This window comes from Nocardioides sp. CCNWLW216 (genome assembly GCF_037120545.1).
Classification (GTDB): domain Bacteria; phylum Actinomycetota; class Actinomycetes; order Propionibacteriales; family Nocardioidaceae; genus Nocardioides; species Nocardioides lianchengensis.
The window spans coordinates 222,910-248,870 of sequence record NZ_JBBBBJ010000005.1 but is presented as its reverse complement, the minus strand read 5'-3'; the positions used below and the strand labels follow the sequence as shown (position 1 = coordinate 248,870).

20 protein-coding genes and 1 tRNA gene are annotated in these 25,961 nt (G+C 72.5%); 7 read left to right on the top strand and 14 right to left on the bottom strand.

Going from position 1 to position 25,961, the window contains the following annotated elements; all coding sequences use genetic code 11:
- Nucleotides 1-339: 339 nt before the first annotated feature.
- Nucleotides 340-415, bottom strand: a tRNA-Gly gene (locus tag V7S47_RS13835).
- A gap of 27 nt (nucleotides 416-442) precedes the next feature.
- Entirely contained in the window at nucleotides 443-1,210 is a 768-nt protein-coding gene (locus V7S47_RS13830; protein ID WP_336562088.1) for an SGNH/GDSL hydrolase family protein, read from the bottom strand.
- Between the two features lie 63 nt (nucleotides 1,211-1,273).
- Between V7S47_RS13830 and dcd the strand changes: the two genes are divergently transcribed.
- Both dcd and V7S47_RS13820 read left to right on the top strand, forming a co-directional pair.
- Nucleotides 1,274-1,849, top strand: a complete 576-nt coding sequence (gene dcd / locus V7S47_RS13825; RefSeq protein ID WP_336562087.1) for a dCTP deaminase — start codon at nucleotides 1,274-1,276, stop codon at nucleotides 1,847-1,849.
- Between the two features lie 58 nt (nucleotides 1,850-1,907).
- Nucleotides 1,908-2,864, top strand: coding sequence for a siderophore-interacting protein (locus tag V7S47_RS13820; protein ID WP_336562086.1), 957 nt, complete (start codon nucleotides 1,908-1,910; stop codon nucleotides 2,862-2,864).
- A 45-nt stretch (nucleotides 2,865-2,909) separates the two neighbouring features.
- Here V7S47_RS13820 and V7S47_RS13815 read toward each other — a convergent pair whose 3' ends face one another.
- From V7S47_RS13815 to V7S47_RS13805, 3 genes are all read right to left on the bottom strand, one after another.
- Nucleotides 2,910-3,071, bottom strand: a complete 162-nt coding sequence (locus V7S47_RS13815) for a hypothetical protein (RefSeq protein ID WP_336562085.1) — start codon at nucleotides 3,069-3,071, stop codon at nucleotides 2,910-2,912.
- Complete coding sequence (locus V7S47_RS13810) at nucleotides 3,068-3,898, bottom strand: DUF4097 family beta strand repeat-containing protein (protein ID WP_336562084.1); 831 nt, start codon at nucleotides 3,896-3,898, stop codon at nucleotides 3,068-3,070. The genes V7S47_RS13815 and V7S47_RS13810 overlap by 4 nt, the downstream gene beginning before the upstream one ends.
- Before the next feature lie 81 nt (nucleotides 3,899-3,979).
- Complete coding sequence (locus tag V7S47_RS13805; protein WP_336562083.1) at nucleotides 3,980-4,525, bottom strand: toxin-antitoxin system HicB family antitoxin; 546 nt, start codon at nucleotides 4,523-4,525, stop codon at nucleotides 3,980-3,982.
- A gap of 158 nt (nucleotides 4,526-4,683) precedes the next feature.
- On the opposite strand from V7S47_RS13805, the gene V7S47_RS13800 reads away from it, so the two are divergent.
- From V7S47_RS13800 to V7S47_RS13790, 3 genes are all read left to right on the top strand, one after another.
- Nucleotides 4,684-6,417: a sodium:solute symporter family protein gene (locus V7S47_RS13800; protein WP_336562082.1), complete on the top strand. Its 1,734-nt coding sequence runs from the start codon at nucleotides 4,684-4,686 to the stop codon at nucleotides 6,415-6,417.
- Between the two features lie 10 nt (nucleotides 6,418-6,427).
- A complete protein-coding gene (locus V7S47_RS13795; protein ID WP_336562081.1) occupies nucleotides 6,428-6,718 on the top strand; it encodes a hypothetical protein in 291 nt (96 codons plus the stop codon).
- Between the two features lie 70 nt (nucleotides 6,719-6,788).
- The gene (locus tag V7S47_RS13790; RefSeq protein WP_336562080.1) at nucleotides 6,789-7,370 is read left to right on the top strand and encodes a hypothetical protein; all 582 of its coding nucleotides are present in this window, start codon (nucleotides 6,789-6,791) and stop codon (nucleotides 7,368-7,370) included.
- 119 nt (nucleotides 7,371-7,489) lie between these two features.
- On the opposite strand, the gene V7S47_RS13785 is transcribed toward V7S47_RS13790, so the two are convergent.
- The 8 genes from V7S47_RS13785 to V7S47_RS13750 all read right to left on the bottom strand — a co-directional run bounded on the left by V7S47_RS13785 (nucleotide 7,490) and on the right by V7S47_RS13750 (nucleotide 21,229).
- Nucleotides 7,490-11,287 carry a heterodisulfide reductase-related iron-sulfur binding cluster gene (locus V7S47_RS13785; protein WP_336562079.1) on the bottom strand — a complete coding sequence of 1,266 codons (3,798 nt, stop codon included), beginning with the start codon at nucleotides 11,285-11,287 and terminating at the stop codon, nucleotides 7,490-7,492.
- A 350-nt stretch (nucleotides 11,288-11,637) separates the two neighbouring features.
- Nucleotides 11,638-13,704: a hypothetical protein gene (locus tag V7S47_RS13780; protein WP_336562078.1), complete on the bottom strand. Its 2,067-nt coding sequence runs from the start codon at nucleotides 13,702-13,704 to the stop codon at nucleotides 11,638-11,640.
- A gap of 80 nt (nucleotides 13,705-13,784) precedes the next feature.
- Nucleotides 13,785-16,250, bottom strand: coding sequence for a hypothetical protein (locus tag V7S47_RS13775; RefSeq protein ID WP_336562077.1), 2,466 nt, complete (start codon nucleotides 16,248-16,250; stop codon nucleotides 13,785-13,787).
- 54 nt (nucleotides 16,251-16,304) lie between these two features.
- Complete coding sequence (locus V7S47_RS13770; RefSeq protein WP_336562076.1) at nucleotides 16,305-17,240, bottom strand: DMT family transporter; 936 nt, start codon at nucleotides 17,238-17,240, stop codon at nucleotides 16,305-16,307.
- Nucleotides 17,241-17,442: 202 nt separating this feature from the next.
- Complete coding sequence (locus tag V7S47_RS13765) at nucleotides 17,443-18,195, bottom strand: IclR family transcriptional regulator (protein ID WP_336562075.1); 753 nt, start codon at nucleotides 18,193-18,195, stop codon at nucleotides 17,443-17,445.
- A 9-nt stretch (nucleotides 18,196-18,204) separates the two neighbouring features.
- Nucleotides 18,205-18,579, bottom strand: a complete 375-nt coding sequence (locus V7S47_RS13760) for a hypothetical protein (RefSeq protein WP_336562074.1) — start codon at nucleotides 18,577-18,579, stop codon at nucleotides 18,205-18,207.
- 49 nt (nucleotides 18,580-18,628) lie between these two features.
- Nucleotides 18,629-19,804, bottom strand: a complete 1,176-nt coding sequence (locus tag V7S47_RS13755) for an MFS transporter (RefSeq protein ID WP_336562073.1) — start codon at nucleotides 19,802-19,804, stop codon at nucleotides 18,629-18,631.
- Nucleotides 19,805-19,930: 126 nt separating this feature from the next.
- Entirely contained in the window at nucleotides 19,931-21,229 is a 1,299-nt protein-coding gene (locus V7S47_RS13750) for a choice-of-anchor P family protein (RefSeq protein WP_336562072.1), read from the bottom strand.
- A 213-nt stretch (nucleotides 21,230-21,442) separates the two neighbouring features.
- Between V7S47_RS13750 and hutH the strand changes: the two genes are divergently transcribed.
- Together hutH and hutU are read left to right on the top strand one after the other, a co-directional pair.
- Nucleotides 21,443-23,014 carry a histidine ammonia-lyase gene (gene hutH, locus V7S47_RS13745; protein WP_336562071.1) on the top strand — a complete coding sequence of 524 codons (1,572 nt, stop codon included), beginning with the start codon at nucleotides 21,443-21,445 and terminating at the stop codon, nucleotides 23,012-23,014.
- Nucleotides 23,011-24,654, top strand: coding sequence for a urocanate hydratase (gene hutU, locus V7S47_RS13740; protein ID WP_336562070.1), 1,644 nt, complete (start codon nucleotides 23,011-23,013; stop codon nucleotides 24,652-24,654). Before hutH ends, hutU begins: the two co-directional genes overlap by 4 nt.
- A gap of 6 nt (nucleotides 24,655-24,660) precedes the next feature.
- Here hutU and V7S47_RS13735 read toward each other — a convergent pair whose 3' ends face one another.
- A complete protein-coding gene (locus tag V7S47_RS13735) occupies nucleotides 24,661-25,887 on the bottom strand; it encodes a hypothetical protein (protein WP_336562069.1) in 1,227 nt (408 codons plus the stop codon).
- Nucleotides 25,888-25,961: the final 74 nt, after the last annotated feature.

Below are 25,961 nucleotides of genomic sequence, written 5' to 3'. Positions count from 1 at the left end.
CTCGAACTCGCGACATCGACGTTCGGGGGAGTGTCGCGCTCTCCGGGGCCTTGTCGGACTGGCGGAAAGAACTGGAGTGGATGACGAGACTCGAACTCGCGACATCGACGTTCGGGGGAGTGTCGCGCTCTCCGGGGCCTTGTCGGACTGGCGGAAAGAACTGGAGTGGATGACGAGACTCGAACTCGCGACATCGACGTTCGGGGGAGTGTCGCGCTCTCCGGGGCCTTGTCGGACTGGCGGAAAGAACTGGAGCGGATGACGAGACTCGAACTCGCGACATCGACGTTCGGGGGAGTGTCGCGCTCTCCGGGGCCTTGTCGGACTGGCGGAAAGAACTGGAGCGGATGACGAGACTCGAACTCGCGACATCGACCTTGGGAAGGTCGCGCTCTACCAACTGAGCTACATCCGCACGCCGGGTCGGACCGGCGGGAGGATGCTACCCCAGGTGGGGTCGGTCGAGGACGGGGTACCTCGGGTCGAGGCCGTCGCCGGAGGAGCGGCCGGTCACCCGCCGGTGCACCCACGGTAGGGCGGACTCGCGCACCCAGGCCTTCGATGCGGCCCGCTGCTCGGCGCGGCTGAGCGGGACGATCTCGCGCAGGGGCAGCGGCTCGAGGGCGTGCGGGACGCCGAGCGTGTCGAGCACCTCCACGGCCATCCGCTGATGGCCCGCGGGTCCGAGGTGCATCCGGTCCTCGTCCCAGAGTCGCCAGTCGTCGTACTCGCTCAGCCGCCAGAAGTCGACGATCGTCGCGCCGTGCCCCTCCGCCACCTCGCGGACCAGCTCGTTGTAGACCGCGAAGCGGCCGCGGAGCAGCCGGAACGTCGGGGACCGGCCCGGGTCGAAGGCGGTCCACACGACCAGCCGGGCCCCGGTCGCGGCCAGCTTGCCGAGCGCGTCGTCGTACCGCTGCACGAGCGCGTCGAGGTTCACGCGCGGGCGCAGGATGTCGTTGGCGCCGGCGTAGATCGTCACCAGGTCGGGCTGCAGGGCGATCGCGGGATCGACCTGCTCGGCGATGATCTGGTCGAGCTTGCGGCCCCGGATGGCGAGGTTGGCGTACCCGAAGTCGGGAGACGCCTGGGCCAGCACCTCCGCGACCCGGTCGGCCCAGCCGCGCAGCTCGTTCGGGCGGGCGGGGTCGGGGTCGCCGACGCCCTCGGTGAAGGAGTCGCCGAGGGCGACGAAGCGGTGGAACGGCATGCGGATCATTGTGCCGACCGGACATCCACGCGCGTCGGGCCGGTCCGCCGGTAGGTTGTGCGCGTGCTGCTGTCAGATCGCGACATCCTCGGCCAGATCGACGAGGGCCGGATCGCCCTGGACCCCTGGGACCCGGCGATGCTGCAGCCGTCGTCGGTCGACGTGCGGCTGGACCGGTTCTTCCGGGTCTTCGAGAACCACAAGTACCCCCACATCGACCCGGCGGCCGACCAGTCCGACCTGACCCGCGAGGTGGAGCCCGACGGCGACGAGGCGTTCATCCTGCACCCGGGGGAGTTCGTGCTCGGGTCGACGTACGAGGTCGTCACGCTGCCCGACGACATCGCCGCGCGGGTCGAGGGGAAGTCGTCGCTGGGCCGGCTGGGCCTGCTCACCCACGCCACGGCCGGGTTCGTCGACCCGGGCTTCTCGGGCCACGTGACGCTCGAGCTGGCCAACGTCGCGACGCTGCCGATCAAGCTCTACCCCGGCATGAAGATCGGCCAGTTCTGCTTCTTCCGGCTCTCGTCGCCGTCGGACCACCCGTACGGCTCGGAGAAGTACGGCTCGCGGTATCAGGGCCAGCGCGGCCCGACGCCGTCGCGCTCGTTCCAGAACTTCCACCGCGCCTCGATCTAGCGGGCTGCCTCAGATAAGGTGACCCTAACTTAGGTTCACCTAAACGATTGAGGCATCCATGACCACGCTCGCCGCCCCCGACCTGCCGATGCTCCTGGAGGAGGTCGAGGTCGTCCGCGTCGACCGGCTCTCCCCGAGCTTCGTGCGGATCGAGCTGGGCTCACCCGCGCTGGCGGAGTTCGGCGTCGAGGGTCACCTCTACGACCAGCGGATCAAGCTGGTCTTCCCGGACGGCGACGCGCCGCTGCCGCCGCTCGGCGAGATCGACGAGACGTTCATGGCGACCTGGTTCGAGCGGCCGGCCGAGGAGCGCGGGCACATGCGCACCTACACCGTCCGCGACGTGGTCGGCTCCGGCGCGGACACCCGCCTGGTGGTCGACTTCGTGCTGCACGGCGCCGACGGGCACGGCGAGGCCGGTCCTGGCTCGCGCTGGGCCGACCGGGCCGCGCTCGGCGACCGGATCGTCACGCTCGCGCCCCGCCGGGGCGCCGACTTCGGCGGCATCGAGTTCGTCCCCGGTACGGCGGGCCGCCTGCTGCTGGTGGGCGACGAGACGGCCGTCCCGGCCGTGGCCGCGATCCTGGCCGTCCTGCCGCCCAACGCCCGCGGCGCGGCCTTCCTGGAGGTGCCGGTCGCGGCCGACGTGCAGACCCTCCAGCACCCGCAAGGGGTCGAGGTGACCTGGCTGCCCCGCGACGGCAGCCCGCGCGGCGAGCGGCTGCACGCCGCCGTCCTCGAGCACCTCGGGGCGCCGCTGCGGCCCGTCGAGGTCGGCGACGACGAGATCGACCCCGACCTGTGGGAGACCCCGTCGTACTCCTCGTCAGGCGAGGACGTCGACGAGCACGTGGTGCACGTCGGGCACGACCTGGACGACCTCTACGCCTGGATCGCGGGCGAGTCGAAGGTCGTCACCGCCCTGCGTCGCGCGCTGGTCAAGGACCTGGAGGTCGACCGGCGGCAGGTGGCCTTCATGGGCTACTGGCGCGAGGGCGTCGCGATGCGGTCCTGACCCGGGCCGCGCGCTGCCGAGCGCGCGGATGGTCAGGAACACGGCCTAGCCCTCGAGGCGGTCCGCGACCCGGCGGAGCCGGTCGGCCAGCCGGTGCCGGCGCGGCACGGACGGGACCCGCGGAGCGGAGGCCCGGGCGACCCGCTCGGCGATCTGCTGGCGGGCCTGGCTCTCGACCGGCCCGTACGACGCGCGCACGGCACTCACGCCCGGACCAGGACGACGTCGCCGCTGACGGTCTTGGCGCGCAGCTCGACGTACGGCTGGCCCTCGGTGGGCTCGCCGGTGCCGCCGATCGTCGAGCGGATCGCGCCGCTCACCGTGGTGATGTCGGTCCACACGGGCACGCCGTCCGGTACGCCGACGCGCACGTCGCCCGACGCGCCCTTGACGGTCACCTTGCCCCGGTGGGCCGTCCCGACGACCAGGTCCCCGCTGCCGGTGCTCAGGGTGACCTCGGTGCTCGACTCGCGGACCTGGAGGTCGCCGGAGCCCGTCTTGACGGCGGTCGGGCCGGCCGCGCGGTCGACGGTGACGTCGCCGGAGCCCGTGGAGACCATCAGTGCGGCCGCGACGTGACCGAGGGTGATCTCGCCCGAGCCGCTCTTGACCCGCAGGTCTGCGTCGGAGACGTCGATGCGGACGTCGCCGGAGCCGGTCTCGACCAGGCTCGGCCCGCCGAGGGAGGCGACCCGCACGTCGCCCGAGCCGCTCCGGAGCTGGCCCGCGCCGACCGGGCCGTCGAGCAGGACGTCGGCCGACCCGCTGCGCACGGCCACGTCGCTGGTCTCGGGGACCGTCACGTCGATCTGCAGCGACGGGTCGCCGCCGAAGAGGCTCCGCTGCCGGGGCGCGACGACGGTGATCCGGCGCCCGTGCCGCTCGACCCGGACCTGGTCGGCCTCCCGGCCCTGCACGCGGACCTGGGTGGTCGCCGTCTGCGTCGCGCGGACGTGGACCACGCCCTTGCCCAGCTCGACGAAGAGCTGGACCGGTTCGGGTGTCTCGAAGGTGTGCTCAGCGTGCTCGCTCATGGTGTCTCCATCCGGGAAGTGGGTGTGCTCGTCCGCGGGGCCGGCGTGCTGCCGGTCCCGGGTGGGTGCGGGGAGTGGGTGCTACTGCCAGCCGGTCATCCGCCGGCCGCCGGGGCGCTTGACGCCGAACGGCTCGTTGGCCCCGCCGAGGAACGGGATGCTGGACAGGTCGATGTCGACGTTGATGGCGTTCTCGCGGGTGGCGTGCCGGACGACGTTGACCAGCCAGGTGTTGAGGGAGTGGCCCGACCGGGCGGCCAGCTCCTCGGCCCGGGCCTTCACCGACTCGGGGATCCGCAGGGTGATCCGGGCGACCGAGCCGTCGTCCTCGGGCTCCTCCGGCGCGGGCGCGGCCGAGGTCGGCGCGTCCGGGGCGGAGGCCGGCGTACCGGCGTCGACGACGAAGTCGAGCTCGCGCCCGCTCAGACGTACGTCGACCCCGCCGGCCGGCATCTCGGCGGTGATCTCGGCGGCGGCCTGCGAGACGGCCTCCATGATCGCGAGGCGGGCCGCAGGGTCGATCGCGAAGCTCAGCCGCTCGGCCAGCTGGCGGGACTCCTCGCCGGCCCCCTCGGCGGCGGCGAGCAGGTCGCGGCGCAGGCTCTCGACGTACGGCGTGATGTCCATGCGCACCACTGTGACATCACTGTGGTGTCACGTCAAGACTCGATGGCGTCACCCTGGCGTCAGGATGATGTCCAGTTTGTTGTCCGAGACAACGGGGAACCCGATCCGGTGGTCCATCCGGGGACACGCCGCCGGATCGGTGCACGAAAGGCTCTTCCATGACGAGTCCGCTCGCGAGCGACACGATCATCTCCGCGCATGCGGTCGACTACCTGATCATCGGCCTCTACTTCGCCGTCGTCCTCGGCATCGGTGTCATCGCCCGCCGCCAGGTCTCCGACTCGGTCGACTTCTTCCTCTCGGGCCGCTCGCTGCCGGCCTGGGTCACCGGTCTGGCCTTCATCTCGGCCAACCTCGGGGCCGTCGAGATCATGGGCATGTCGGCCAACGGGGCGCAGTTCGGCCTCCCGGCCGTGCACTACTTCTGGATCGGCGCGATTCCGGCGATGCTGTTCCTCGGCGTCGTGATGATGCCGTTCTACTACGGGTCCAAGGTGCGCTCGGTCCCCGAGTTCATGTTCCGCCGGTTCGGCACCGGCGCCCACCTGGTCAACTCGATCTCGTTCGCGGTCGCCCAGCTGTTGATCGCCGGCATCAACCTCTACCTGCTCGGCACCATCATCCGGGCCCTGCTCGGCTGGAACCTCACGGTCGCCCTGCTCGTGGCCGCCGCGATCGTGCTCTCCTACATCACCCTCGGCGGGCTCTCGGCCGCGATCTACAACGAGGTGCTGCAGTTCTTCGTGATCGTGGCGGCGCTGCTCCCGCTCACCCTGATCGGCCTGCACCAGGTCGGTGGCTGGGACGGGCTGAAGGACAAGATCACGGAGAACGCCGGCGTCGGCGCAGCTCCGCCCGCTGCCGACCAGCTGAACTCGTGGCCCGGTACGGCGCTGACCGGGTTCGACTCCGACCTCCTCTCGGTGATCGGCATCGTCTTCGGCCTCGGCTTCGTGCTCTCCTTCGGCTACTGGACGACGAACTTCGTCGAGGTCCAGCGCGCGATGGCCACCGACTCGATCTCCTCGGCCCGCAAGACGCCGATCATCGGTGCCTTCCCCAAGATCCTGGTCCCGTTCATCACGATCCTGCCCGGCATGATCGCCGCCGTCCTCGTCACCGAGATCGCCGACACCAAGGCCGGCGAGACCGTCTCCGGCGGTGCGGGCGGCACCGTCCAGTACAACGACTCGCTCATCCTGCTGATGCGCGACCTGCTGCCCAACGGCCTGCTCGGCGTCGCGATCGCCGGCCTGCTGGCCGCCTTCATGGCCGGCATGGCCGCCAACATCTCCGCCTTCAACACGGTCTGGTCCTACGACCTCTGGCAGCGGTACGTCGTCAAGGACCGCGACGACTCCTACTACCTGAAGGTCGGTCGGCTCGCGACCGTCGGCGCCACCGTCGTCGCGATCTTCACCGCCCAGCTCGCCTCGAACTTCTCGAACATCATGGACTACCTCCAGACCCTGTTCGGGTTCTTCAACGCCCCGTTGTTCGCGACCTTCATCCTCGGCATGTTCTGGAAGCGGATGACCGCCACCGCCGGCTGGACCGGCCTGGTCAGCGGCACCCTGGCCGCGGTCTTCGTGGCCTTCATCTCCACCGACGTGCTGGGCAGCCTGAGCCAGGGCTGGATCTCGTTGTCCGGTCAGGGCGCGTCGTTCGTCGCGGCCGGCGCCGCCTTCGTGGTCGACATCGTGGTCAGCATCGTCGTGTCGTTGGCGACCAAGCCGAAGCCGCCGGAGGAGCTGCGCGGCCTCGTCTACTCCGAGACCCCGCGGGAGGACCTGGTCGACGCCAACGAGGCGTCGTACCCCTGGTACCGCCGCACGATGCCGCTCGCCGGCGTCGCGCTCGCCATGGTCATCGTCCTGAACTTCGTCTTCTGAGGAGGACCCCGTGTCCGAGAACAGCACTTCCCAGACCAGCGCCTCCGGGCGCAAGCACCAGGCCGGTGCCCTCGACATCCGCAACATCATCGGCGGTCTGATCGGGGCGTACGGCGTGATCCTCACGCTGATGGGGCTCTTCGGCGATCCCGAGACCGAGAAGACCGGCGGCCCCAACGCCAACCTGTGGGCCGGGATCGTGATGCTCGTCGTCGGCGCCGCCTTCATCGCCTGGGCGCTCCTGCGGCCGGTGCTCGTGCCCGAGCACACCGACAAGGACGACGTCGGCAAGGCGCCCTGACGGCGCGTGCCCGTCCACAGTCCGGGTGCGGCGTCTGTGCGTCGGGGCCCGGGCACGGCAGAGTGTGCGCGTGGACGTGGGGCAGCTGATGGCGGAGCAGGGCGGCGTGCTCGCTCGCTACCAGGCGCTGATCGCCGGGATGAGTGACGCCGAGGTGGACGCGCGGGTCGCTGACGGCGCGTGGTCGACCGTCCACCCCGGCGTGTACGCCGTCCACGGCGCCCCGTTCTCCTGGCACGAACGGGCCTGGGCGGGCGTGCTGGCCTGCTGGCCGGCCGCGCTGACCCACGAGTCGGCTCTCCGGGCGGCGGAGGGTCCGGGCCGACGGGGGCGCGACGAGTCGGTCGTCCACGTGGCCGTCGCTCGCGGTCGCAACGTCACCACGCCCGCGGGCGTGGTGGTGCACCTGCTGCACAAGTTCGACCCGCGGGTCTCCTGGGAGTCAGGTCCGCCGCGGATGCGCTACGAGGAGGCGGTCGTCGACTGCGCGGCCGAGGCAGCCACCGACGACGACGTCCGGGCCCTGCTCCTCGACACCTGCGGCGGCCGCGGCCCGACGCGCGTGCTGGTCCGCGAGGCGCTGGCCCGTCGTACGAAGCACCCGCGTCGCGCCCTGGTCAACCGGGTGCTGAGGGAGCTCGACCGCGCCTGAGCCGCCCTGACGCACCGGGGGTGCGCTGGCTGGTCCGACGAGAGACGGGGAAACCCTGACGCACCAGGTACGTCAGGGTTTCCACGGCCGCGGGCCGAACAGCCCCGAGCCGCCGTCGGTCAGAGATCGAAGAGCGAGCTCGCCTCGTGGATGTCGACGTCCGTCTTCGGCTGGTGGGCCTCGCCGCTGCTCGCCGGCTGCGGCTTCTCCTCGGACTGCGGCTCGGCCGCGGCCTCGGGCTCGGGCTCGGGCTTCGCCGGCCCCGGCTCGGGGTCGACCTCCTTCTCGGCGACGGGCTCGGACTCCGTCTCGACGGTCGTCTCGGGCTCGTCGCTCGCCGCGGCGGTGGCCGCCGCGCTGAGGTCGGCGCCAGGCGACTCCGACTCGGCGGCGGGCTCGGCTTCCGGCTCGGCCTCCACCTTGGTCTCCGGCTCCGGCTCCGGCACGGGCTGGGCCTTCGCCGCCGGGGCGGCGACGGGCTCGGGCGCCTCGATGTCGAAGAGGGAGCCGAGGCTGTCGAAGTCCACGTCGGTCGCCGGGGTCGCCGCGAGTGCGCTCGAGGCGACCGGGGTCGACGTCGCCTTCGGCTCGCGTGCCGCCTCCGGCTCGGGCTCCGCCTCCGGCTCGGGCTCGGGCTCCGCCTTGGTCTCGGGCTCCGGCTCGGGCTCCCCCTTCGCGGCCGGAGCCGCGACCGGCTCGGGGGCCTCCAGGTCGAAGAGCGAACCGAGACTGTCGAAGTCGACGTCGGTGGCCGGAGTGGCGGCCAGGGTGGTCGTCGCGGCGGCCGGCGCGACGTCGGCCTCAGCAGCCGGCTCGGGCTCCGGCGTGTCCTCGGGCTCCACCTCTGCCTCGGGCTCCGGCTCGGCAACGGGCTGGGCCGGAGCGGCCGGCTCGGGCGCGGCGACCGGCTCGGGCGCGGCGATGTCGAACAACGAGCCACCCGACCCGAGATCGACGGCCGGCTTGGCCGAATCGGCCTTCGGCTCGTCGGCCTTCGGCTCCTCGGCCTCGGGCTGAACGGCAGCTTCGGGCTCACCAGCCGGCTCGGGCTCGCTCGATGCGGCGGGCTCGGCGGGCTCGTCGGCCTGGATGTCGAACAGCGAGCCGCCGGAGCCGAGGTCGGCAACGGGCTTCGCCTCGGCCTTCTCGGCAGCCGGTTCGGCGGCGGTCGGCTCGGCGGCCGGCTTCGGCTCGGCCTTCGCGGCCGGCTCGGGCTCGTCCCCGCCCAGGTCGAACAACGAGCCGCCCGACCCCAGGTCCGCGCTCGGCTCGGCCGTCTTCTCGGGCTCCGGCGCGGTCTCCGCCTTCGCGGCCGGCTCGTCGGCGGGCGCGGGCTCGGCCTCGTCGCCGCCCAGGTCGAAGAGAGACCCGCCCGACGACGTCGGCTTGGCGGCCTGCGCCTCCTCGGCCGGCTCCTTGTCCTGGGACGCGGTTGCGGGCGCCGCCTTCGCCTCGGGCTCGTCGAACATCGACGAGGCGTCGTCGAAGAGCGAGGAGCCGCCGGACGCCTTGGCGGCCGGGCCGGCGTCCTCGGTGGCGACGACGGTGTCGTCGGTGACGGTCTCGTCGCCGGCCTCGGGCTCCGCCTTGGTCTCCACCGGCTTCTCGGCGGGAGCGGGAGCAGCCTTCGCCTCCGGAGCAGCAGCGGACGACGAGCCCGGCGCGGCCTTGGTCGCCATCTCGCCCTTGACCGACGCGAGCAGCATCTGCGCGACGTCGAGGACCTCGACCTCCTCGCGCGCCTCGCCCTTGGCCTGCTGGGCGGTCAGCCCGTCGGAGAGCATGACGCGGCAGAACGGGCAGCCGACGGCGATCTGGTCGGCGCCGGTGCCGACGGCCTCGACGGTCCGGTTGACGTTGATCCGCTCGCCGAGGTTCTCCTCCATCCACATGCGCGCGCCACCGGCGCCGCAGCAGAAGGACCGCTCGGAGTTGCGCTCCATCTCGACGACCTCGGCGCCGGGGAGGATCTGCAGCAGCTCGCGCGGGGGCGTGTAGACGCCGTTGTGGCGACCGATGTAGCAGGGGTCGTGGTAGGTGATCTTGCGCTGGTGCGCGCCGGCACCGTCCTTCACCGGGGTCAGCTTGCCCTCGCGCACCAGCCGGTTCAGCAGTTGGGTGTGGTGCACGACCTCGAGCTCGACACCGAACTCCTTGTACTCGTTCTTCAGGGTGTTGAAGCAGTGGGCGCAGGTCGAGACGACCTTCTTGACCTTGTACTCCTTGAACACCTCGACGTTCTGCTGCGCGAGGCCCTGGAACACGAACTCGTTGCCGGCGCGACGGGCCGGGTCACCGGTGCAGGTCTCGCCGTTGCCGAGGACGCCGAAGCTGACGCCGGCGATGTCCAGCAGCTCGGCCACGGCGCGGGTGGTCTTCTTGGCGCGGTCCTCGTAGGCGCCGGCGCAGCCGACCCAGAACAGCCAGTCGACCTCGTCGAGCGACTCGACCGTCTCGCCGACGACCTTGACCTCGAAGTCCAGTCCCTTGGCCCAGTCCATCCGGGCGTTGGGCGACATGTTCCACGGGTTGCCCTTGTTCTCCAGCCCCTTGAACAGGCCGTTGAGCTCCGCGGGGAAGTTCGACTCGACCAGGACCTGGTGGCGCCGCATGTCCATGATGTGGTCGACGTGCTCGATGTCGACGGGGCACTGCTGGACGCAGGCGCCGCACGAGGTGCAGTTCCACAGCACGTCGGGGTCGATGACGGCCGCGCCGTTCTCCGGGTTGTAGAACCACTCGCCGTCCTCGAGCCCGTCCATCCGGCCGCCGGTCTCGCCGATGAGCGGCCGCTCGACCTCGCGGGTCAGGGTGTCGCTGCCCTCGAGGAGGGCGGCCTTCGCCTCGTCCCCCTCCGCCTGGAGGTACGGCGCCTTCGCGTACGCGTGGTCGCGCAGCGCGGTGATGAGGAGCTTGGGCGAGAGCGGCTTCTCGGTGTTCCAGGCCGGGCACTGCGACTGGCAGCGGCCGCACTCGGTGCAGGTCGTGAAGTCGAGGATGCCCTTCCAGGAGAAGTCCTCGATCGCCCCGACGCCGAGCTTGGAGTCCTCGTCGAGGTCGTCGATGTCGTCGAGGGTGATCGCCTTGCCGTCGCTGGTCAGCGGCTTCATCCCGCCCAGCGCCGTACGCCCACTGCCCTCGCGCTTGAACCAGATGTTCGGCCAGGCGGTGAACCGGTGCCAGGCGACGCCCATCGTCAGGTTGGACGAGATGACGATCAGCCAGGTCATCGCCAGCAGGATCTTGATCATCGCGATGACGATGATGATCGTCTCGAGCGAGCCCTCGTTGCCCTCGACGCCTGCGGGGAAGAGCGTTTCGCCGACCAGCGAGCTGATCGGGAAGTGGAAGCGGTCGAAGTCCTCGGGGTGGTCGCTCGCGATCTGGCCGAGGTTGTACTCCGCGCCGCGGATGAACAGGATCGCCGAGCCCTCCAGCAGGGCCATCGCCTCGACGAAGTAGGCCTGCCAGAAGTTGGAGCCGTAGAAGCGGCTGTCGCGGCCCTGGCGCCGCGGGTGGTTGAGCTGGCGGTAGACGATCAGGAAGACGATGCCGACCGTGCTCAGCAGGCCGAGGCCCTCGCTGACCCACTCGTAGAGGAAGAAGTGGCCGATCAGCGGGAGCGCGAACTCGGGGTCGAACAGCTGGAAGTAGCCGGTGGCCACCGCGCCGCTGAGGACGATGAACCCGGCGTACACGAACCAGTGCATGATCCCGACCCAGTGCCACTGCAGCATCCGGGTGTGGCCGAGGCTCTCCTTCACCAGCGTCCAGGTACGGCGGCCGGGCTGGTCGGAGCGGTTCATCGCCGGGCCGCCGATGCGGACCGTCCGGTAGATGCTGCGGACGGCGATCGTCGCCATCACGACGGCGACCGCCGTGATGGCCAGCGAGACGATGATGGCGAAGGTCTGCACGGGTGGGGCTCCTCGTCGTGATGCGCGGCACACGGCCGTCCGCGAGCCTAGAGGCCAACGGATGGTGCGTCAGTGCCCGAACGGCGTGAGAAACATCCTACCGATCGGTAACTTCACTGTGCCCGTCGGGCTGATGCCGGCGAGCCGTCACGGTGAAGGTGCTGCCGAGGTCTGCCGTTCGCGGTCGGGGCTGCCCCTGGGGGCGAACGTTCGAGAAACCACCGCTGAGGGCCTCGGCAGCGGCAGTTCGCCCCCACCGCGCGCCCCGGTCGGCGGCGTCCCCCCGCGCCGGCCCGACCCTTCCTGCTCTGAGCCGTGTCCGATCGGCCCGTTCGCCGAGCTGTCGCGGACTACTTCCGTCGTACGACGCGCAGCGTGGCCGTGCCCGAGCGGTCGGCGACCGAGCCCACCGCCTTGACCGCACGGTTGCCCGGCTTGCCGGCGACCTTCAGCGCGACCTTGCCGACGCCGGCCGCGGTCGCCTTCCCGGTGAGCCGCTTGCCGGCCACCGTGACCGTGAAGCGCTCGCCGCCGGCGAGGCCGCGGACCGTGATCGTGGCCTTCTTGCCGACCGTCGCCTTGGCGGGGACCGTGATCTTCAGTCGGACGGCGCCGAGGGAGACGGCCGCCGTGGCGGCGGACGTGGCCGTGGCGGCGGTGTAGCCGGGTGCGCTGCTGACGACCCGGACGCTGAGGCGCCTGCCGAGGTCGGCGGTCGCCGGACGGTAGGTGCGCGCGGTGGCACCGGTGATCGGGGCGCCCGCGCGCAGCCACTGGTACGACGTCGCGGTGGCCGCCGCCGGAGCCGACGCCGTCGCGGTCAGCACCTGACCGACCCGTGGCCTCCCGGTGATCGAGACCGTCGGGGCGATGAGGGTCCCTGTCGTGACGGTGATCGGCTCGCTCTCGTCGGAGGCCGGCTCGTAGCCCTCCTTGTAGGCCGTGACGTTGGCGACGACGTCCGCCCCGAGCAGGTCCGCCGTCAGGGCCAGCGTGGCGCCGTCGCCGACCTTCTCGGAGAACTCCTCACCCTCCTCGGTGGACCGGAACCATGTCACCTCGACGTCGTCCGGAGCCGGGCTGGCGACGGTCGTGACCGCGGTCAGCGTGCCCCCGACCTGCGGGGTGCCCTGCACGTTCAGGGTGGGCGCCGTGGCGAACTGCCGCTGGGCGACGTGGTCGGTCTCGGCGGAGGTCGCCGTACCGGTGAGGAAGCCGTCCTTCTCGGCGGTGACGGTCACGCTGAGGGTGCCCCAGTCCAGAGCGTCCTGGGCGGTCGGGGTGTACGACGGGGCGTCGGTCCCGACAGCCTTCGTGGTGCCGTGGGCGTGCAACGTCCAGGCGTAGTGCAGGTCGTCCGGGGTGGACGACCACTCGCCCGGGGTGGCGGTCAGCTCGGTGCCGAACTCGGGCACGCCGCTGATGGTGGGCGCGGCGGTGTTGGCGAGAGCGGCGTAGGTGACGGCCGAGTGGTAGCGGTCCAGGTCGACGTCGACGACGGGCAGATCGGCGCGGAGCGGCGGCAGCTCGGTCCGCTCGCGGTTGCCCCAGGTGACGACGGAGCCGTCGTCCAGGACCGCGGCTGCCCACTGCATGCCGGCGGAGACCGCGACGGCGTGACGACCGACCGGGAGCTCCGGGACCTGGTCCTCGCCGTTCTGGTAGCTGCCCCAGCTGACGATCTCACCGTCCTGGGTCAGACCGAGCGCGAAGTTCACGCCCACGTCGACGGCGCTGTAGACGTCGTCCGCGCGCTCGGCCGGGAGCGGTGCCGACTCGAAGTAGGTGCCGTCCAGCGCGTAGCCGGCCGACAGGACGTGACCGTCCGCGGTCATCGCCACCGCCGCCGCGGAGTTGATGTCGACGCTGGCGACGTCCGCCGCGGCGAGCGCTGCGGGGTCGAAGACGTACCGGCTCGCGGCGGTGCCCCAGAACCGCAGCTGGCCTTCCGAGGTGACGCCGACGGCCGCGTTGCCCACGGCGGCCAGGTCGCGGTAGGTCTCGGCCAGGTCCTCGGCCGGGATCTCCGGTGCCGAGCCCCACGAGCGCAGGCGACCCTGGTCGTCCAGACCCAGGCCGAACGAGGTGCCGCCGGTGACGTCGATGATCGGCCTGTCGAACGCAGGGGCGGTGAGTAGCGCCCGCTGACCTGAGTCCTTCCATGACGCCACGCTGGTGCGCACCTGGCCGTCGAGCGTGATGCCGTAGCTCGCGTCGTAGGTGAGCTCGACCCGCGAGTAGGGCAGCGCCGGAAGGCGAGCGTGGTCGCCGTCCGTCCACTCGTCGACGACGTACGCCGGAGACACGGAGTCCCCACGGGCGGCGGAGACGGGGGCCGCGGTGACCGTCGGAAGCAGCGCGAGGCTGGGCGCGATGAGGGCGAGCAGGGTCAGGCGGCGCGGGGTGCGCAGGTTCACGAGGTTCCTCCGAGGTCAGGCAGGACCGCCGATCCCATCACCGATCGGCGGTCGCGTCCTCGGTTTGAGGAAAGCTCCGGTCAGCGGCGTACCCGCACCGCCTTGACCTTCCCGCCCTTCGTGAACCGGATCGACACGGGCACCTTGCGGTCCTTGGCCGTCCGCGCGCAGACCTGGTACGTCGTCCCGAGCCGCTGGTAGGGCTGGCCGACGGCCTTCATCACGGCCCGCGTGGTCATCCCGGGGCGGACCAGCCGCTTCACGCGGGCCACGCTCTTGCGGAGCCGCGGGTTGCGGCACGAGTCGGGGCGCACGCCCTCGGCCCGCTCCCACATCTGCAGGTAGGCCTCCGCGCCGCGGGACATGTCGTCGACGATCGCCTGCCCGGCCCTGCCCCCGGCGACCTTGCGCAGGTCCTCGATCCAATCGGGGTAGAGGCCGTACTGAGCGACGCCGTCGACGTTGATGTCGTAGACCCGCTGGCCGGCGCGCTGCTTCTTGACGGTCACGCCGCCGAGGCCCTTGAAGGGGTAGCGGACGGGGTTCTTGACCTTCGCGCCGCGCGGGTCGCCCTGGGCGCCGAGACCGTTGATGTCGGCGCCGAAGCCGATGCCCCAGTAGTAGCGGGGGTCGGCCCAGCCGACGTGCTCCTTCCACTTGCCGACGAAGCCGGTCGAGTCGCCGGCGTACGGCGTGATGAAGCCGCCGGAGCGGTAGATCCGCGGGTAGGTGTCGGGGGTCGACCAGGAGTGGCTGGACAGCACGCCGGAGTAGCCGATCTCCTCGATCGTGTCCATCGAGGACTGGCGGGCCTTGACGCTCATGTGGTCGGGGTCGAAGAGCATCTTCCGCTTGGCGAGCCCCTTGATGGTGTGCTCGCCGAGGGTGGTGAGGCCGCGGCTGTTGCAGTGGTCCGGCGGCGGGTAGAGCGGCAGCGCCAGGTTGGGCAGCAGGCCGAGGGAGTCGACGAGCTGCCCGACCGCGCCGAAGAGCGCGTCCTGGGTCCCGGCGCTGATGTCGGGTACGGCGAGCTGGTTGTTGTCGTGCGACCGTCCGTCGGCCGGCTCGCAGTGCTCCATGTCCCAGAACGACCCGGTCTCCAGGAAGTTGCCGAGGTTGACCACCGGGCCGATCGCGCCCTGGTCGCCGGCGACGCCGGCCAGCGCGTTGTCGAACTTGTTGACCAGCTCCATCTGGCGCACGCCCATCCGGTGCGCGGCGTCGAGCTGGCGGTCGATCTCGGCCGCGCTGCACTGGGGCCGGTCGAGCTTGACGGTGCAGCCGAACGGCACCGAGGTCTCGATGCCCATGACGACCGCCATCTTCCCGGCGTTGATGACCTTGCGGGCCTCCCACGGGCTCTTCACGATCCGGTAGAAGCCCTTGCCGGGACCGCCGAACTGGGCGTCGATGTAGTCCTGCAGCTCGTACATGTTGCGGGCCTGCCGGCGCACCGAGGTCATGTCGTCGCAGGTGGCGTACTCGGCGTTCTTCTTCAGCGGGTAGAGCATGCACAGCTGGTTGTTCTCGACCAGCAGGTTGACGAAGATCCGCTGCCCGCCGCGCCACGCGCGCTCCAGCCAGCGGTAGTAGGTGCCCTCGTGGGTCAGCGACTCCGGCGCCGGCCAGTCCTTGAAGGTCGGCCAGCCGACCGGGTCGTGACTCGGCTCGCCGGAGAGCAGCGACTCCAGCAGTGCGCCGTACCCGCCGGTGGCCCGGTGGTCGGGGCAGTCGACCAGGGCGTACGGCGCGCCGTACCGGTCCCACGGCTTGCCGCAGTGGGCGGCGCCGCCGAGGAACTGGAAGGCCATGCCGTGGGTGTGCGCGTCGACGAGGCCGCGGACCTCCTGGAAGGAGGTGACGCCGGCGTAGGGGTTGCCGTCGATGTCGATCTGGGACTCGGGGTAGGCCGCGCACCCCGTCGTACGACGGAGGTCGAAGGCGGTCGCACCGCCGATGCGCAGCGCGCCGGTGCCGTTGCGGAAGGCCGTCCGTCGGCCGGCCCTCGCCGCCCGCCACTCGACGGCGGGGGAGGGCTTGGCCGCCCGCTCGCCGCCGGCGGCGAGGAACCCGCGGTCGGTCGTGTAGAGCAGGTAGGTGCCGAGGTCGGTGGGCTTGAAGAAGATCCTCCGCCCGGCCAGCCGGTAGCAGCCGTTGGCCATCGCGTAGCGGTCCTGCGGGCGCGCCCGCCGCTTCTGCATCACCGGCACGGTGGTCAGCCGCGGGTCCCTCAGCCGCCGCTGGCTCGCGACGTACGACGCGGCGGTGCGCTTCTCGGCCGCGCTCGTCGGGTCCTGGGTGTCCATGCTGACCTCGGACGCCCGCGACAGCGAGTTCTTGGTCGCGGGGTCGTGGTGGGTGTGCGGCGGGGTGCCGGCCGGGTCGACGTGCGGGAGGCCCGCGGCCGCCTTCTCCGCGTTGAAGCCGGCCGCCAGGGTGCCGCTCCGTTCACCCGGCACCTCCGCGACGACGAGTGCGGTGACCACCAGAGCCGCGGCGGTCGCGCCGGACACGAGCAGGTGCAGATAGGGGCGGGTCGAGCGCATCCAGGCCTCCCAGGCTGGCAGGAACGGGTTCTACCTTCCCGTCCAACGAGCGGCTCAACCCGGCGGTACGGCCGGCTTCCGTCCCAGTCCGGCCACGGCGAGCAGGATCAGCGCGGTGCCGAGGACCGCCAGCGGACCGAGCCGCTCGCCGAGGAAGATCGCCGCCACCACGGCCGCGGTGACCGGCTCCAGGAGCGTGGCGACCACGGCCGCGCTGCCCGGGGTGGTGCGGAGACCGGCGTACAGCAGGCCGTAGGCCAGCGCCATGGTCATCACCCCGAGGTAGAGCAGGGTGCCGAGCGCGACCGGGTCGGCGGTGAGCACCGGGCTGCCGGACAGCGCGCTGACCGCGGCGACGGGCAGCAGCGCGATCGCGCCGACGGTGGTGGTGGTCGTGGTCAGCGCGAGGGGCGAGCTGGTCTGCGCCAGCGGTCGGCCCAGCGCCGTGGTGAGGGCGTACGCCGACCCGGACCCGACGGCGAGCAGCAGCCCGAGGACCGGGTGCGGTCCGGTCTCGCCGGCGTGCGCCGTACCGCTGACGAGGAGCAGGCCCGTGAGCGCCGCCCCGAGGACGAGCAGGTGGCCGGCGTCGGGGACGCGGCGGTCGCGGACGGCCTCGCCGAGGGTCAGCAGGACGGGCGCCAGCCCGAGGCTGACCACCGTCGCCACGGTGACGCCCACCTGGACGACGGAGGCGAAGTAGAGGGCCTGGTACGTCGCGGTCGCCGTCCCGACCAGGGCCGCCTGCCAGGGGTGGGTGCGCAGCAGGGTGACCACGCCCGCGACCTGGCGGGTGAGCAGCAGGGCGAGGCCGAGCACCAGCGCGGCGACGACCATCCGCCAGGCGCTGATGACGAGGACGGACATGGGCAGGACGTCGCGGACGACCTGGACGGCGAGGCCGCCGGTGCCCCACAGGACGCCGGCCAGGGAGACCTGGACCAGGCCCGCGCGGGCGGACAGAGGAGAGGCAGGGGTGGATCGGGACATGCGGGTGCTCCTGGGTGGGTGCCGACAGGGGAGGTGTCGGAGCAGCCCCGGCAGAGGCGCTCCGGTCAGACGACCGGAGGCGGCAGGATGCCGAGGGGGAGCGCGCGGGAGATCACGGGAGAAGGGTAGCCGGGCCGCGCCGGCTGAACCGTCGAGCGACGCCAGATGGTCGGATCCGAGGCATGGGGGCAGCCATCTCGCGTCACTCGACGACGAGACCGCCCAGCCGGCGGGTAATCAGCTCGGCGGTACGGCGCACGTCCGCGCTCACCGTCGGCGGGTCGGTGCTGGGGTAGGTGACGGCGACGCCGGCCACGGGGTGGCCGTTGTGGTCGACGACCGCGACGGCGACGCTGGCCAGGCCCGGGGTCACCTCGCCGTCCTCGGTCGCCCACCCGCGCTGGCGGGTCTCGGCGAGCAGGGTGCGCAGGGCGCTCGGGCTCTGCGGGCCGGCGCCGTGCCGGACGGTGAAGGCGGCGGCGTCGGGGTAGAGCGCGCGCACCTGCGGGCGGGGCAGGCCGGCCAGGATGGCCCGGCCGCTCGCGGTGAGGTGGGCGGGCAGCCGGACGCCGACGTCGGTGACCAGCGGCGGACGTCCCGGGGCGCGCTCCTCGACGACGTACAGCACGTCCCGGCCGTGCAGGACGGCCAGGTGGGCGCTCTCGCCGGTGCGGTCGGCCAGGGCCGCGACCGCCCGCCGGGCGATCCGCTGCAGGGGCGCCTGCCGCGAGTAGCCGCTGCCGACCTCGAAGGCCGCGAGCCCGAGGCCGAAGCGCCGCTCCTCGCCGAGGTGGGTCACGAAGCCCTCGTCGACCATCGCCCGCAGCAGGTGGTACGCCGAGCTGCGCGGCAGGTCGCACGCCTGGGCGATCCGCTCCAGCGGCACGGGGTCCGGCTGGCTGGCCAGGAAGCGCAGCACCCGCAGCGTGCGGGTCGCCGCGGGCACCTGGCTCATGCCGGGAGGTTAGACCTCCTTGCGGTGGCTCCCCGTCGGGGCCGGCGAGATGTCGAGCTCGTCGGACTTGCGGTGCGGGTCGAGACGGTCGGCCGCGCGGAGCACGTCCTCCTGCTTGGCCTCGGCCTGGGCCAGGGCGCGCTCGGCCTCGGCGAGCCGCTCGTCGGCCAGCTTGGCCTCCTCGTGGGCGATCGCGGCGTCCTCGGCGCGCACCTCGACCTCCTGCTGGGTGGAGACGATGTCGCCGGTGTGGGCCTGAGCGGCGGCTCGCAGCTGACCGGCCTCGGCGCGGTCGCGCTCCAGCTTCCGCTTGCGGCTCAGCACCAGCAGGGTGACGAGCACCGCGACGGCCACGATGGCGATGGCGATCCAGACGTAGAGCATGGCTCCTCCTCGAGTCCCGGGTCCGGTACCCGCCGCGGTCCGGCGCCAGTCAGGAGAGGTCGCGCTCCTCGCCGACCGGCACCAGCGGCGCGGCCAGCACCGGGAACAGGGCGGCCACGCCGAAGGCGGCGGCGTACCCGAGGTGGGTCACCGCGAGCCCGGCCACCGGCGGCACCGCCGAGGCGGTCACGAACTGGGCGGTGTTCTGGAGGCCGAGGGCGCGCCCGGACCAGAACGGTCCGGCCCGCTCGGCGACGGCGGTGAAGGCCAGCCCGTTGTCGGCGACCGTCAGGACGGTCGCCAGCACGACCAGGGGTACGGCGATCGCGAGCTCCCGGCCGGCCGCGGCCCCGAGCAGGCCCATGGTCACCGCAGCGGCGACCGCCACCCAGCGCAGGGGCCGCATCCGGCTGGCCACCACGTCGGACAGGTGGCCGGCGGCGATCCGGCCGAGCGCGCCGGCGACCTGGGCGCCGGCGACCAGCCCGCCGGCCGCCGCCGGTGACCAGTCCCGGTCCTGCACCAGCCACACCAGCGCGAAGGTCCAGACGACGAACTGCGGGACGACGAGGAGCACCGAGACGCCGTGGATCCGGGCGAGGTAGCCGTTCTCGCGGTAGGGGTTGGGGGCGTCGCCCGCCACCCGGGCCGGACGCGGCGGGTCGAGCACGACGGCTGCGACGACGAGTGCCGCCAGCGCGCAGGCGATCGTCGGGACGAGCAGCGCGGCCTGGATACCCGAGCGGTCGGCGACGACGGCGATGCTGACGGCCGCCACCCCGACCCCGACCGGCTGGGCCATCTGCCGGATGCCCATCGCGAGGCCGCGGCGCTGCGGCGGGAACCAGCCCACCACGACCCGGCCGCTGGCGGCGTTGGTGCTGGCCGCGGCCCCGCCGGCCAGCAGCAGGGCGAGCGCGATCGGGACGAGGCCGTCGACCAGCACGCTGACCACGCCCGCGGCGGCGGTCGCGGTGAGGCCGGCGAGCAGGACCCGGCGCTCGCCGACCCGATCGGTGAGCGCGCCCCAGGCGACCAGGGTCAGCATCACCCCGACGGTGGGGGCCGCCGCGACCAGGCCGGCCTCCGCGAGGCTCAGCCCCTCGCGGTCGTGGAGCACGGGGATCAGGAACGCCGGGCCGTGCATCATCACGGCGGCGGCCGCCTGCGCGAGGGTGCTGGCGGCCAGCATCGCCCAGCGGCGCAGGGTGCTGACGTCGTCCACGCGGGCCAGTCAACGCGCCGCGGACGTCGTACGACGGCCCGTCTCACGCCCGGGCGCTGTGAGGTTGCGGACACGACGACGCCGGCCGCCCCGAGGGGCGACCGGCGTCGTCGGAGTGCAGGAGGATCAGCGGCCGCTGGGCATGATCTTCAGCTTGGCCTGGCCGAGGTTGATGATCCCGCCCTGGCCCCCCAGCAGGGTGATGCGGACGGCGGTGATCTCACCGCCGTTGCGGGTGATAGTCTTGACCAGGGTCTCGATCTTCGCGACCCCGGGGATCTCCAGGCCGTTCAGCTCCGGCAGGGAGTAGGTCTCGCCGTCGACGGTGATGCCCGCGACCTGGGACCCGCTGAAGTTGACCACCGGCTTCTTGCCCTTGGCCCGGGAGACGTTGACCCGGCCCTTGATCGCGTCGATCTTCAGCGCGCCGTTGCCGAGGTTGATGCTGCCGACCGAGGACTCCTCGAAGCCGCGCGACACCCGGCGGCCCTGGATGCCGAGCTGCGAGGAGCGGGCCACGCCGAGGTCGAGGATGCCGGGAAGGTCGACGCCCGCAGCGGAGGACGAGCGCACCTTCCCGTCCGTGCCCTGGCAGGGCATCGTGACCCGCTGGGTGCGGCCGGTGCCGACGATGCCGGTGAGCAGCTCGGTCTTGGTGGCGTTGGCCGAGCCGGAGAACAGGCCCGACTGGATGCCGCGGGTGATGTAGGCGACGGTGCGGCCCACGACCACGGTCGTCTTGGTCGGGATCAGGGTGATGGTCAGGCCGTTGGCCCGGGCCCGGGCGAAGTCCTTGCCCTTGCGTCGGAGCTGGTCGCCGATCGCGACCCGGAGCAGGCCCGGCACGACGATCGGCCGGTTCAGGGTGGGCAGCGGCAGCACCTGCGCCTGACCGCCCGGCGCGCGGAAGACCAGCTTGGCCAGCGTGGTCTCGGTGTCGGCGCGGTAGCCGGACTTCGTCGCGCTCGCCTTGGAGACCGACGTGACGCCCTCGATCGAAAGCCGCCCCAGCTGGGTCTCGGCCAGGACGATCTCGGCGACCTTGTGGACGGAGATGGACGCCACCTCGGTGGCGGTCTTGACGGTGCGCACGTTGGTGCGGACCCCCGAGATCCGGCCGAGGCCGGGGATCTGGACCTCGGCGACGTTGTTGCTGCGGTTCAGGCCGGTCTTGTTGGTGCAGCCGATCACCTCGAGGGCGGTGGCGCCGGACGCGGCCGGCACCTGCCCGCCGATGATGCGGGTGCCGTAGCCGTGGGCACGGAACGCGTAGGGGGTCGGCTGCTTCTTGGCCTTCTTCGGCTTGGCCTTGGCCTTCGCGGCCACGGACGTCTGGTCCGCGGGGCCCGCGACGGCGCTGGACGGAGCGGTCAGCACGGCGGCCGCGAGGACCAGCGCAGTGCCGAGAGGGATGAACCGGCGCATGGGGACTCCTAGATCGATCTCGGGTGGCGTGGCCCCACCCCCCACAGGAAGTCCGACGCCGTCGATGTCAGCCCAACGTGCCCGGGCCCGAAAAGTTACAAACGTGGTGTCACGGTCCTGGGAGAACGTGTTCCAGTTCGTACGTCTCGGATCCGAGATGCAGAGGCGCCTCTCGTCCTGGCGGTCCAGGCGGGGCGCGCCTTTGATGGGCACATGCCCCCCTTCGTCACGGTCGATGTCGGCCCCCTCTCGTTCGCAGATGTGGTGGCTGTCACACGCGACGCTGCCGCGGTAAACCTCGGCGCCGACGCCGTCGCCGCCATCGTCCGCGCCCGGACGGTGGTCGAGGACCTCGCCGCGGCCGCGACCCCGTCGTACGGCGTCTCGACGGGGTTCGGTGCGCTCGCGACCCGGCACATCCCGGCCGCGCTGCGCGAGCAGCTCCAGCGCTCGCTGGTGCGCTCGCACGCCGCCGGGTCCGGTCCCGAGGTCGAGCGCGAGGTGGTCCGCGGGCTGATGCTGCTCCGGCTCTCGACGTTGGCCACCGGGCGGACCGGCGTACGGCTCGAGACGGCGCAGCTGCTGGCCGACCTGCTGACGCACGGCATCACGCCGGTCGTGCACGAGTACGGCTCGCTCGGCTGCTCGGGCGACCTCGCGCCGCTCTCCCACTGCGCGCTCGCGCTGATGGGCGAGGGGCAGGTGCGCGATGCCGTGGGGACGCTGCTGCCGGCCGCCGAGGCGCTGGCCGCCGCAGGCCTGGAGCCGGTCGAGCTGGGTGCCAAGGAGGGTCTGGCGCTGATCAACGGCACCGACGGGATGCTCGGGATGCTGGTGCTGGCGATCGAGGACCTGCGCCGGCTGCTGCGCACCGCCGACGTGGCCGCGGCCATGTCGGTCGAGGGCCAGCTCGGCACCGACCGGGTCTTCGCCCCCGAGCTGCAGGCGATCCGCCCGCATCCCGGCCAGGCCCTCTCGGCCGCCAACCTGACCGCGGTCCTGCGCGACTCCGGGGTCGTCGCGTCCCACCGCGGTCCGGACTGCAACCGGGTCCAGGACGCCTACTCGCTGCGCTGCGCCCCGCAGGTGCACGGCGCGGCCCGCGACACCGTCGAGCACGCGGCGCTGGTGGCCGGGCGCGAGCTCGCGTCCGCCGTCGACAACCCCGTGGTGATCTTCTCGGCGGGGGTCCCCGGGGGCGGAGCCCCCGGGCGTGTGGAGTCCAACGGCAACTTCCACGGGGCGCCGGTCGCCTACGTGCTCGACTTCCTGGCCATCGTCACGGCCGACGTGGCGTCGATGAGCGAGCGTCGTACCGACCGGTTCCTCGACCGGGCCCGCAACCACGGGCTGCCGCCGTTCCTCGCGCACGACCCCGGCGTCGACAGCGGCCTGATGATCGCCCAGTACACGCAGGCCGCGATCGTCTCCGAGCTGAAGCGGCTGGCGGTGCCGGCGTCGGTCGACTCGATCCCCTCCAGCGCCATGCAGGAGGACCACGTGTCGATGGGCTGGTCGGCCGCCCGCAAGCTGCGCCGCTCGGTCGACGGCCTGACCCGGGTGGTGGCGATCGAGGTGCTGACCGCGGCCCGGGCGCTCGACCTGCGCCGCCCGCTCGAGCCGTCGCCGGCCACCGCCGCGGTGATCGACCTGCTGCGCGCCGCCGGTGTCGAGGGCCCCGGCCCCGACCGCCATCTGTCCCCCGAGATCGAGACCGCCGTCGGCCTCGTCGACTCGGGCGCCGTCCTGTCCGCTGTGGAGCACGTGATCGGAGAGCTGTCGTGAGAGAGGTGCGCGCCCCGCGGGGCACGACGTTGAGTGCCGGGTCCTGGCAGAGCGAGGCGCCGCTGCGGATGCTGATGAACAACCTCGACCCCGAGGTGGCCGAGAACCCGGCCGAGCTGGTCGTCTACGGCGGCACCGGCAAGGCCGCCCGCTCCTGGGAGGCGTACGACGCCATCGTGGCCTCCCTGCGCTCGCTGGCCGACGACGAGACGCTCCTCGTGCAGTCGGGCAAGCCGGTCGGCGTCATGCGGACCCACCCCTGGGCGCCGCGGGTGCTGATCGCCAACTCCAACCTGGTCGGCGACTGGGCCAACTGGGAGGAGTTCCGGCGGCTGGAGGACCTCGGGCTGACGATGTACGGCCAGATGACCGCCGGCTCGTGGATCTACATCGGCACGCAGGGGATCCTGCAGGGCACCTTCGAGACCTTCGCGGCGGTCGCCGACAAGCGGTTCGGGGGGACCCTCGCCGGGACGATCACGGTCACCGCCGGCCTCGGCGGGATGGGCGGGGCGCAGCCGCTCGCCGTCACCATGAACGACGGCGTGGCCATCTGCGTCGAGGTCGATGAGGCCCGGATCCAGCGGCGCATCGACCACCGCTACCTCGACGTACGCGCGTCGTCGCTGGACGAGGCGCTGGCGCTGGCGGTCGAGGCGCGCGACGCGCGACGGCCGCTGTCGATCGGGCTCCTCGGCAACGCCGCGTCGGTGCTGCCGGAGCTGGTGGAGCGGGGGGCGCCGGTCGACATCGTCACCGACCAGACCTCGGCGCACGACCCGCTGTTCTACCTGCCGGCGGAGGTGCCGTTCACGGAGTGGGCGGAGCGTCGTACGGCGGACCCGGTCGCGTTCACGGCCGCCGCGCGGGCGTCGATGGCGACCCACGTGCGGGCGATGGTCGAGCTGCAGGACCGCGGCGCCGAGGTGTTCGACTACGGCAACTCGATCCGCGACGAGGCGCGGCAGGGCGGCTACGACCGGGCGTTCGCGTTCCCCGGCTTCGTGCCGGCCTACATCCGCCCCTTGTTCTGCGAGGGCAAGGGGCCGTTCCGCTGGGCCGCGCTCTCCGGCGACCCCGCCGACATCGCCGCGACCGACGAGGCGATCCTGTCGCTGTTCCCCGGCAACGAGCGGCTCCACAAGTGGATCCGGATGGCCCAGGAGCGGGTCCACTTCCAGGGGCTGCCCGCGCGCATCTGCTGGCTCGGGTACGGCGAGCGCCACCTGGCCGGCCTGAAGTTCAACGAGATGGTGGCCAGCGGCGAGCTGAAGGCGCCGGTCGTCATCGGCCGCGACCACCTCGACTGCGGGTCGGTCGCGTCGCCGTACCGCGAGACCGAGGCCATGCTCGACGGCTCCGACGCCATCGCCGACTGGGCCATCCTCAACGCGCTCGTCAACACCGCCTCCGGCGCTACCTGGGTGTCGTTCCACCACGGCGGCGGCGTCGGCATGGGCCGCTCCCTGCACGCCGGCCAGGTCGTCGTCGCCGACGGCACCCCGCTGGCCGCCGAGAAGATCGAGCGGGTGCTCACCAACGACCCCGGCATGGGCGTCATCCGGCACGTCGACGCCGGCTACGACCGGGCGCGCGAGGTCGCCGTCGAGCGGGGGGTGCGGGTGCCGATGGGGGAGTAGCGGCCCTCAGCGCCCCGACGGGATGGTCATCGTCGACGTGAGGTACTTGTCGACGAGCTGGTTGCCGCCGTCGACGGTGGCAGTGATCCGCCACCGTGCGTTCGGCCGCCACCGGAGGTGGGGCGCCTCGAAGCGCACCCGGGCGACACCCGTCGAACCGATGCGCGCCGACCCGACGCGACGGCGCCACCTCTGGTCCCGGCTCTCGGCGCGGACGCCGACGCGCTGCCCGCGTGCGGGAGTCGCGCGGATCACGGCGACGTAGCGATGGCCACGAATCCGCTTCACCGTCATCGAGGCCTCGGTTCGGACCAGGACGAGGAGGGACGTCTCGGACCACACGACGGGCCGGTCGAGCGGACCACCGTCGTAGCGCCAGCGGAAGCTGGTGGTCCGGTCGGGACGGACGGTCGCCGAGGCGAAGCCGTCCGCGGCGACGCGGACCGTGGCGACGAGCCGCTCCTGCCTCGCCCCTGCGGGGCGGGCCCACAGCTGGACGGGTGCTCCCAGCGCCTCGTCGTCCTGCGACAGCCGGGTACGCATCGTGTAGGACTGTCCGTGACCGACCTCGACGACTTGCCCCCGGACGCCGGGGACCCGGGGCGCGGCGAAGTCGTAGACCGTGGTGGCCCCGCCCGTGGTGACGGTGAGGTCGTCGATCGAGACCGCGACCGAGACGTCGGGATCACAGGCCTCCACACCCAGGCCGATCGTGGCGGGCCCGACGGCAGCCCACGGCCGCTCCGCGACCAGCTCCGCGACCGTCGAACGGGCTACCTGCGCCCCGGAGGCGTCGGTCCACCGCAGCACCGGGTCCGTCACGACATTGAGGTGGCCCCACCGGCCGAGGCCCGCTCCCGGCAGCGCTCCCGTGCCGATCAGACCGGCGCCCGGGACGACCACGCGCACGCCGACGTTCCACACGTAGCTCGTGGAGTACGTGGGCGCGTAGGACGTCAGCGAGGCCAACGACGACACCGACCGGACGAGCTCGTCCCGGGTGACGGTCGAGACCCGGTAGGTGAGTCCGTCACGGTCGTACCAATGGGTCGTGGGGACGGGCGGGTCGACCTTCCTGCCGCAGGGTTCGGAGCGGAAGCCGAAGCCAGCGGGGAGACCGGCGCGCCAGATCTCGACGCGTCCGGTCGGCGGCGCGTCCTCGGCGGTCGCCGGGAAGGTCCCGAGCAGGGACGACACGACGAGCAGGACGAGGGGGACGACGCGGCGACGCACAGGGACCTCCGAGGCAAGGGGACGCGGGGAGCGTAGGGGCCGCGGATCTCTGCTGTCCGACGAACGCCCGCGAA